The sequence below is a fragment of the Vibrio sp. Isolate30 genome (assembly GCF_022397975.1).
Lineage (GTDB): Bacteria > Pseudomonadota > Gammaproteobacteria > Enterobacterales > Vibrionaceae > Vibrio > Vibrio fortis.
On record NZ_JAKEUS010000005.1, the window covers coordinates 275493 to 285350 of the forward strand.

Genomic DNA, 9858 nt, shown 5'->3' on the forward strand with positions numbered 1-9858 from the left:
TAAACTTAATAGCACAAAAAAAGGCGAACGAGATAACTCGTTCGCCTTTCAATTCAATGAATCGCTTAGCTTATTTCAAAACATCCGCCAGGGCTTTCAAACATAGAGCCACATTCTCTTTTCGAGCGCCATAACCCATTAAGCCAATTCTCCACGCTTTTCCTGCTAGTGCACCTAGTCCTGCACCAATCTCTAGGTTGTACTCTTCAAGCAGACGCGTTCGAACAGTCGCTTCATCAATCCCTTCAGGGAAATACACCGCGTTCAGTTGCGGTAGTCGACTTCCTTCTTCAACCACAAAGCTTAGTCCAAGAGATTCAAGGCCTGCTTTTAGCTCACGATGCGCGGATTGGTGACGCTCCCAGGCATTTTCTAAGCCTTCATTGCGCAGAATCACTAACGATTCATGCAGAGCGTACAGGCTATTTACTGGTGCAGTATGGTGGTAGCTACGCTTTCCTTCACCACTCCAGTATCCCAATACCAAGCTCTGATCCAAGAACCAACTCTGCACTGGTGATTGGCGTGCTTTCATCTTCTCGACCGCTTTTTGAGAAAAAGTAACAGGCGAAAGGCCCGGTACACAAGACAAACACTTCTGGCTACCCGAGTACACAGCATCTAACTGCCATTCGTCCACCAGCAAAGGCACACCACCCAATGACGTAACTGCATCCACGATAGTAAGAGCATTAAAACGACGAGCAACTTGAGAAATCGCGTCAGCATCCGTGAGAGCGCCTGTCGATGTTTCTGCGTGAACAAACGCAACTGCAACCGCATCTGGGTGTTCAGTAAGTGCTTGTTCTACTTTATCAATCGATACCGGTTTTCCCCATTCGTCATCAACCAGAATCGCTTCGCCGCCACAACGAACCACGTTCTCACGCATTCGCTCGCCAAAAACACCATTGCGACACACAATCACTTTTTCGCCCGGCTCAATCAGATTAACGAAACAGGTTTCCATACCTGCACTACCCGGCGCTGAAACAGCAATCGTAAACTCATTCTCCGTTTGGAAGGCATATTTTAATAGCTGCTTAACCTCATCCATCATATTGATAAACAAAGGGTCTAAGTGGCCGATAGTGGGACGACTTAGCGCTTGTAAAACTCGAGGAGAAATATCAGAAGGCCCAGGCCCCATGAGTGTACGATGAGGAGGAAAAAAGCTTTCAGCGATGGAAGTAGTGTGCAAGTTAGACATAATTATCCCTTATGTTTATGACATGAACCTTCCACACTAAAGCAAATCCACTACCTCAGCAATTAACCGAAAGTCTCGAGGTCAAACCAGTGTCACAGAATTGTTAAATTTATTTTCACTTTATCTTGAGTTACCGATTGACATTCGTACCGCAAACACGTTCAATAAAACAGCTATCAAGCAGAAGAGGAGCACTGCCCAGGTAGATGTTTTGTGGAGCCACATTTCCAATACAGAACATTCAGGGGGAGCAGTGCCGAGGTAACTGAAACATGTCGGGTTTCTGTTATCGGTTAATTGGGCTGAATCCCATTAACTGTCATCATTCCAATATGATGAGGAGCTTCTGAGGTTTACAATTCAAATACACACCTCTCTTTTTGCTCTAAACCCTCTCTTCAAAACATTGGACGTTGGATTACCAACAGTAATTTTTATTTTAGGAAGTCGGGAGATTTATCGTGAGCGCATCTAATGTAGCTGGTTCTTTTAATGTCGCCAAATTCGGTGGGACAAGTGTTGCTAACTTTGAAGCAATGAGTCGCTGTGCAGCCATTATTGAGAATAACCCAAATACCAAGCTTGTTGTCAGCAGTGCGTGTTCAGGCGTCACCAACCTTTTAGTTGAACTGGCTAACGGCGTACAAGACCAAGCTCGCCGCCAAGAGTTAATGAGCCAACTAATGGAAATTCACCACGCGATTTTGGATCAGCTTGCAGAGCCAATGAGCGTGGAAAAAGAGATCCATCTTATTCTGGATAATATTGCAAGTGCTGCAGAGGCTGCATCTTTTCAGTCAAGCTCTAAACTGACCGACCATTTAGTGGCGTGTGGTGAGCTAATGTCGACTCACCTTTTTGCTCAAATCCTTAGAGAGCGTGGTGTATCTGCGATCCGATTTGATATCAGAGAAGTGCTGCGCACCAATGACGCTTACGGCAAAGCTGAACCTCAGCTAGAGCAGATCTCTCAGCTTGCTCAGGAGAAACTGGTTCCATTGTGCCAAGAGCATGTAGTGATCACTCAGGGCTTTATTGGTGCAGATGATGAAGGTAATACAACCACTCTTGGTCGTGGCGGAAGCGACTACTCAGCAGCACTGATTGCAGAATCGGTATTAGCTTCTGGTCTAGAGATTTGGACAGATGTTCCGGGGATCTATACAACTGACCCTCGTATCGCCCCCAAAGCATCACCTATCCCAGAGATTAGCTTCAGTGAAGCCTCAGAGATGGCCAACTTTGGCGCTAAAATCCTGCACCCTTCCACGCTGGTACCAGCGCTACGTCATCAGATTCCAGTTTTTGTTGGTTCATCTAAAGAGCCTGAAAAAGGCGGTACTTGGATTCGCCAACAAGTGGAAAGCTCGCCACTGTTCAGAGCACTCGCCCTGCGCTGCAACCAAACTATGGTTACTCTGCGCAGTGCTAACATGTTCCACGCATATGGATTCCTAGCAAAAGTATTTGAGATCCTCGCTAAGCATAAGATCTCTGTCGATCTTATTACCACTTCAGAGATCAGTGTCTCTCTAACCCTAGATCAAACAGATACCTCTGGTGGTGCCCCGGAACTGCCTGAAGTTGTACGCAAAGAACTTGAAGAGCTATGTACGGTAGAAGTTGAGCATAATCTATGTCTTGTGGCGTTGATTGGTAACAATATGAGTGAAAGCAAGGGTTACGCTAAGCAAGTATTCAGTACACTTGAAGACTTCAACCTGCGTATGATCTGTTACGGTGCGAGCCCACACAATCTATGTTTCTTAGTGCATGAGTCAGTCTCTCGTTCGGCAATTCAAAAACTTCACCAAGAGTTATTTGAGCAAGAGTAAAAATTCAAACAGACACAAAAAAGGGTTGCTCAACAGCAACCCTTTCTCTTTCTAGTCGGCCCTAGTTAATATTTGGACCTAACCATTTCTCTGCTTCAAGCGTATCCCAACCCTTGCGATCTGCGTAGCTATCTACTTGATCTTGCTGAATCTGAGCAATCGCGAAATAGCGTGAATCAGGGTGAGAGAAATACCAACCCGATACTGATGCACCCGGCCACATTGCGTAGCTGCTGGTCAAAGACATATCGATTGTTTCTTCCACTTTCAATAGCTCCCACAATGCGCCTTTTTCAGTATGCTCAGGACATGCCGGATAACCAGGCGCAGGACGAATCCCTTGGTATTTCTCACGAATCAACTCATCATTCGATAGGTTTTCATCGGCGGAGTAACCCCAGATATCTTTACGTACTTGCTCATGTAAGTACTCAGCAAATGCTTCCGCAAGTCGGTCAGCTACCGCTTGAATCATGATCGCGTTGTAGTCATCGCCCGCAGCTTTGTATTCATCGGCCAGCTCACGCTCTCCAATACCACCCGTTACCGCAAAAGCACCAATCCAATCTTTCTTGCCTGACTCTTTTGGCGCAATGTAGTCAGACAGGCAGTAGTTAAAGCCTTTTGGTTTCTCTGTTTGCTGACGTAAGTTGTGAAGAACCTTAGCCACCTCAGTGCGTGACTCATCAGTATAAACCTCAATATCATCACCCACACTTGCCGCAGGGAACAGCGCACACATACCCCGAGCTTTAAGTAAGCCTTCACGCTCAATCCTATCAAGTAGGTCATTCGCGTCTTTAAAGAGACGTTTTGCCTCTTCGCCCACTTCTTCGTGTTCAAGAATCGCAGGGTATTTACCCACTAGCGACCAAGTCATGAAGAACGGTGTCCAGTCGATATAACGACGTAGAGTCGCAACATCAAAATCATCATAAACATGTACACCTGGCTTAGCTGGAGCTGGCGGCGTATAGCTTTCCCAATCAATAGCCACTTTATTCGCGCGAGCTTGCTCTAACGTCACAGGCTTAGTACGAGGCTTCTTACGATTGTGCTGATCACGAACACGCTCATAATCCAAATCTATCTTCTCAACAAACGCCGGACGAAGCTCATCAGATAACAAAGAAGTACATACCCCAACTGCACGTGAAGCGTTGTTTACATACACCACAGGGTTCTTGTAGTTCTGCTCAATCTTAACTGCAGTATGCGCCTTCGAAGTGGTCGCTCCACCAATCAACAGTGGTAAATCAAAATCCAAACGCTCCATCTCTTTCGCCACATGTACCATCTCATCCAGTGACGGAGTGATCAGGCCAGATAGACCGATAATATCGACATTCTCTTCCTTAGCGACTTTTAGGATCTGTTCACAAGGAACCATCACCCCCAGGTCAATAATCTCGTAGTTATTACACTGCAGTACCACGCCCACAATGTTCTTACCGATATCGTGAACATCGCCTTTTACGGTCGCGAGCAAAATCTTACCGTTTGAAGAACCTGCTTGCTTAGAAGCGTTAATGAAAGGCTCCAAGTGCGCAACGGCTTGCTTCATTACACGCGCTGATTTAACTACCTGAGGAAGGAACATCTTGCCTTCACCAAATAGGTCACCAACCACGTTCATACCATCCATAAGAGGACCTTCAATTACCTCTAGTGGTTTACTGGCACTTAATCGAGCTTCTTCAGTATCTTCGACGATAAATTCAGTAATACCTTTAACAAGTGCATGCTCTAAACGCTTCTCAACCGCCCAAGTACGCCACTCGAGAGCAGAAGCATCTTCCTCTTTGCCCACACCCTTGCCTGCATATTCAGCCGCAATATCAAGTAGTCGCTCAGTCGAGTCATCACGACGGTTAAGAACAACATCTTCTACAGCTTCACGCAATTTATCAGGTACGTTATCGTAAATTTCAAGTTGACCGGCATTAACGATACCCATATCCATACCGTTCTTAAAACAGTGATACAGGAACACCGCGTGAATCGCTTCGCGAACGTAGTTATTACCACGGAAAGAGAATGAAACGTTAGATACACCACCAGAAATCATCGCATATGGAAGATCACGCTTGATGTCTGCTACCGCTTCAATGAAATCAACCGCATAGTTGTTATGTTCTTCAATACCTGTCGCAACCGCGAAGATATTCGGGTCAAAGATAATATCTTCTGGAGGGAAGCCAACTTCATCAACCAAAATGTTGTAGGCGTTGGTACAAATTTCTAACTTGCGCTGACGCGTTTCTGCTTGGCCAACTTCATCAAATGCCATCACGATCACTGCGGCACCATAACGACGAATCAGCTTTGCTTGCTCAACAAACTTCTCTTTACCCTCTTTCAAGGAAATTGAGTTAACGATGCCCTTACCTTGAATACATTTAAGGCCGGCTTCGATGACTTCCCACTTAGAAGAGTCAACCATGATCGGCACTTTAGAGATCTCAGGTTCAGACGCACACAGATTTAAGAAGCGCACCATACACGCCTCAGCGTCTAGCATCCCTTCATCCATGTTAATATCAATAATTTGCGCGCCGTTTTCTACTTGTTGGCGAGCAACTTCTAGAGCCTCATCATAAAGCTCTTCTTTAATTAGACGCTTAAATCGAGCAGAACCAGTAACGTTAGTACGCTCACCAACGTTGACGAATAACGTGTCTTTCTCGATAGTAAGTGGCTCTAGTCCAGACAAGCGACAAGAGACCGTTAGCTCAGGTAATGCACGCGGCTTAATCTTATCCACCACATTAGCCATCTGACGAATATGCTCGGGAGTCGTACCACAACAACCACCAATAAGGTTTAGGAATCCACTTTCCGCCCACTCTTTAACGTGAGTGGCCATATCTTCAGGAGAGAGGTCATATTCACCAAATGCGTTAGGGAGACCCGCATTAGGGTGAACTGAAACAAATGTTTCTGAAATGCGAGAAAGCTCATCGACATATGGGCGCAACTCGTCCGGTCCGAGCGCACAGTTCAAGCCAAAAGAGAGAGGGCGAACGTGGCGCAGTGAATTGTAAAAGGCTTCAGTAGTTTGACCTGAAAGCGTTCGACCTGATGCGTCAGTGATGGTACCTGAGATCATAACAGGAAGAGTAATACCTAACTCCTCAAATACGGTATCAACTGCGAAAGCACAAGCCTTAGCGTTCAAAGTATCAAAGATGGTCTCAATAAGGATCAGATCAGAACCACCCTTGATCAGCGCACGAGTTGATTCGGAGTAAGCCTCTACTAACTCATCAAAACTGACATTTCGGTAGCCCGGATCATTTACATCAGGGGAGATAGAACAAGTACGGTTAGTTGGACCAAGAACACCGGCCACATAACGAGGCTTATCAGGAGTCTTCGCTGTCCACTCATCAGCGGCTTCTCGCGCTAGCTTGGCTGCAGCGAAGTTAATCTCTTCGCTGAGGCTCTCCATATCATAGTCAGCCATTGCAATGGTGGTTGCGTTAAAGGTATTGGTTTCAAGGATGTCTGCGCCAGCGTCTAAATAAGCTGAATGTATGTCCTTAATAAGCTGAGGTTGAGTAAGCACCAAAAGGTCGTTATTGCCCTTGAGATCACTATGCCAATCAGCAAAGCGCTCTCCTCGATAGTCTTGCTCTTCCAGTTTGTAGTTCTGGATCATGGTGCCCATACCACCATCGATCAATAGAATTCGTTGCTTTAATTGAGCTTCGATCTGTTGCTTTACATTACTTCCCACAGTACAGCCTCATTCCTTTAGTTATCACTCCATCCTATCACACATTAAAAAGGAGTCTAGACGTCTAAAACGGGAAATTGATAACTTATCTATGACAAAAAAGCGTTTGCTATTTGAGCTATAGAGGACGAAAATTCATATTCATATTTTGTTACATATCGGAAATCCAATGTCGGTCTACTATACCCTCTGCTTTTTATCTGCAGCAGCTATGTTGATAGCGTTTGTAAACAGCAAGATAGGAAAGATGCAAACCACAATCGCCATTACTGCTGGCTCGATGATGCTCTCACTTATTATCTTGATTGCCGGTCAAAACGATTGGTTTCAGCTGTCTGAAATCGCGTCAGACACAGTAGCGAGTATCAACTTTGAAGATTTTCTACTCAAAGGGATTCTAGGCTTCTTATTATTCGCAGGTGGACTAGGGATTAAATTGCCCAACTTAAAAGATCAGAAGTGGGAAATCACAGTGCTCGCATTGGGAGCGACTCTGTTCTCGACTTTCTTCATTGGATTTGTGCTATACGGATTCTGCCAAGTAATCGGTATTCAGTTTGATCTTATCTACTGCTTACTGTTTGGTTCTCTTATCTCTCCAACCGACCCAATTGCTGTATTGGCGATCGTTAAGAAACTCGACGCTCCAAAACGTATCTCGACCCAGATTGAGGGTGAATCACTCTTCAATGATGGCTTCGGTCTGGTTATCTTTGTCACTCTATTTACCATCGCGTTTGGTACCGAAGCTCCGACGGTAGGCAGTGTGACGATGCTCTTTATCCAAGAAGCAATTGGCGGGATTGTTTATGGCTTTGCATTGGGTCTTCTATTCCATTACTTAATCAGTAACACCGACGACCACTCAATGGAGCTATTACTGACCATTGGCATCCCAACTGCGGGTTACGCATTCGCAGAAGTTCTTCATGTATCAGGTCCATTAGCTATGGTGGTATCAGGTATCATGATTGGTAACTGGACCCGCTTTATCGGTTTCTCGAAAGAGAGTGAAGATCATTTAGACCACTTCTGGGAGCTAGTCGATGAGTTTCTAAATGGCGTGCTATTCCTACTGATCGGTATGTCGATGCTACTTTTCGAATTCCACGAAGAAGACTGGATCTTAATGGCTTTCTCTATTCCATTAGTACTCGGAGCACGCTATCTCAGTGTATTCTTGTCATACATTGGCTTTAAACGTTTTAGAAGCTATAACCCATGGTCAGTTAAAATCCTTACATGGGGAGGATTACGTGGTGGTCTAGCGCTAGCAATGGCTCTATCTATTCCTTCAGGTATCTGGGTAATTGAAGATAAGCTAATCGATGTGAAAGAGATCATCCTAGTTATGACCTACTCTGTCGTTGTATTCTCAATCTTAATCCAAGGCTCAACAATCACACCTATGATTGAGAAAGCCAAGCTAGCAGAAAAAGAGCTAAACGAATAAACCACTTCCCTAGACAGAGGCTACCTCCTAAGTAGCCTCTATCCTATCTCTCCCAAGCCATCTACTAACCATCATTACTATTCGCTTACTCTTCGCATTAACACATCTTAGCACCTACCGAAAGCCTCACTTTTTTGAGATACACTGCCTTATCTCAACAGATCAGGTACCAACGAATTAGAACCAATCTAGGATTGAGTAGTATTTGTCCTCAATAACACCAGAGCCCACCATTCCACAGAATTCTAGAACTGGAGAGCCAAGTCATCTAGCTATCTCAACACTGCTTCGTAGAAACAACACCTAGCATACCTACCGAGGCTTCAGTGCATAGCAGAGTTGAGAATATCTAACTCCCAACACAAGCTTTAGAAAGTACAAATACGTTGGCGTTTCAACTAGAGCCTTCAATATGGCGATGCTAGATTGCGCCGACACTGACCAGCGTGCGAAGGATGTACCTAGCTCTTTCAACACTGTTCTAGCTTTAGTATTGGCAGGAAGATTAGGCTAGTGTCTCAGATGTTCGACTGTGTTGGCGCAGTTGCGCTCAGCACATGCTATTTTTGTAATCGAAGAATCAGCCATTCTGTGAATGGTATGGCTGCAATGTCAGAAAGCTAAAAGGCTCTGACGTAAGTCAGAGACTATATATGTGGCAGGGGGTGAAGGATTCGACCAGGCTGGCGTTCCAGGGGGTCGCCTAGTTATCCCAACATTGCTTCGCAGAAACAACAGACGTAAAAAAGCCCCAGCATTTCTGCTGAGGCTTAATATATGGCAGGGGTGGAGAGATTCGAACTCCCAACACGCGGATTTGGAATCCGCTGCTCTGCCAATTGGAGCTACACCCCTAAATTTCAATACTGTAGATCCGAAAAAACCTCGCACTAGGCGAGGCTCTCGAATAAATGGCGGAGTGGACGGGACTCGAACCCGCGACCCCCGGCGTGACAGGCCGGTATTCTAACCAACTGAACTACCACTCCGCAGTGGYAARCACGTCTTTAGACGTGGTTCCAAAATTAAAGCCTGGCGATGTCCTACTCTCACATGGGGAAGCCCCACACTACCATCGGCGCTATTGCGTTTCACTTCTGAGTTCGGCATGGAATCAGGTGGGTCCACAACGCTATGGTCGCCAAGCAANAAAGCCTGGCGATGTCCTACTCTCACATGGGGAAGCCCCACACTACCATCGGCGCTATTGCGTTTCACTTCTGAGTTCGGCATGGAATCAGGTGGGTCCACAACGCTATGGTCGCCAAGCAAATTCTTAAAATCTGGAAAGCTGTTTATTCTCTAAACTCATTCAAGTGCTTATATCTTATGAGTCCATCAAAACCCCTTGGGTGTTGTATGGTTAAGCCTCACGGGCAATTAGTACAGGTTAGCTCAACGCCTCACAGCGCTTACACACCCTGCCTATCAACGTTCTAGTCTTGAACAACCCTTTAGGACGCTTAAAGCGCCAGGGAAGACTCATCTCAGGGCTCGCTTCCCGCTTAGATGCTTTCAGCGGTTATCGATTCCGAACTTAGCTACCGGGCAATGCCATTGGCATGACAACCCGAACACCAGAGGTTCGTCCACTCCGGTCCTCTCGTACTAGGAGCAGCCC

Annotated in this window: 4 protein-coding genes, 2 tRNA genes, 3 rRNA genes and 1 riboswitch; of the genes, 2 read left to right on the top strand and 7 right to left on the bottom strand. The window is 45.7% G+C overall.

Features of this window, described 5'->3' with window-relative positions; translation table 11 throughout:
• Positions 1-70 precede the first annotated feature (70 nt).
• Positions 71-1210, bottom strand: coding sequence for an alanine--glyoxylate aminotransferase family protein (locus tag L1D60_RS14705; RefSeq protein WP_239841737.1), 1140 nt, complete (start codon positions 1208-1210; stop codon positions 71-73).
• 176 nt (positions 1211-1386) lie between these two features.
• Positions 1387-1564, top strand: a riboswitch (Lysine riboswitch).
• A 107-nt stretch (positions 1565-1671) separates the two neighbouring features.
• On the opposite strand from L1D60_RS14705, the gene lysC reads away from it, so the two are divergent.
• Positions 1672-3045 carry a lysine-sensitive aspartokinase 3 gene (gene lysC, locus L1D60_RS14710; RefSeq protein ID WP_239841739.1) on the top strand — a complete coding sequence of 458 codons (1374 nt, stop codon included), beginning with the start codon at positions 1672-1674 and terminating at the stop codon, positions 3043-3045.
• A gap of 61 nt (positions 3046-3106) precedes the next feature.
• Here the strand turns inward: lysC and metH are convergent, their stop codons facing one another.
• The gene (metH, locus tag L1D60_RS14715; protein WP_239841747.1) at positions 3107-6784 is read right to left on the bottom strand and encodes a methionine synthase; all 3678 of its coding nucleotides are present in this window, start codon (positions 6782-6784) and stop codon (positions 3107-3109) included.
• A 169-nt stretch (positions 6785-6953) separates the two neighbouring features.
• Between metH and L1D60_RS14720 the strand changes: the two genes are divergently transcribed.
• Entirely contained in the window at positions 6954-8237 is a 1284-nt protein-coding gene (locus L1D60_RS14720; protein ID WP_239841749.1) for a sodium:proton antiporter, read from the top strand.
• A gap of 778 nt (positions 8238-9015) precedes the next feature.
• On the opposite strand, the gene L1D60_RS14725 is transcribed toward L1D60_RS14720, so the two are convergent.
• The 5 genes from L1D60_RS14725 to L1D60_RS14745 all read right to left on the bottom strand — a co-directional run.
• A tRNA-Trp gene (locus tag L1D60_RS14725) sits at positions 9016-9092 on the bottom strand.
• Between the two features lie 57 nt (positions 9093-9149).
• Positions 9150-9226, bottom strand: a tRNA-Asp gene (locus L1D60_RS14730).
• 41 nt (positions 9227-9267) lie between these two features.
• Positions 9268-9383: ribosomal RNA gene (gene rrf, locus L1D60_RS14735) — 5S ribosomal RNA — on the bottom strand.
• Positions 9384-9390: 7 nt separating this feature from the next.
• Positions 9391-9506: ribosomal RNA gene (gene rrf / locus L1D60_RS14740) — 5S ribosomal RNA — on the bottom strand.
• Positions 9507-9596: 90 nt separating this feature from the next.
• Positions 9597-9858: ribosomal RNA gene (locus tag L1D60_RS14745) — 23S ribosomal RNA — on the bottom strand; the annotation flags it as partial.

Coding starts and splice junctions, on each gene's coding strand:
- L1D60_RS14705 (WP_239841737.1), bottom strand. CDS start 1,210: ATGTCTAACTTGCACACTACTTCCATCGCTGAAAGCTTTTTTCCTCCT.
- L1D60_RS14720 (WP_239841749.1), top strand. CDS start 6,954: ATGTCGGTCTACTATACCCTCTGCTTTTTATCTGCAGCAGCTATGTTG.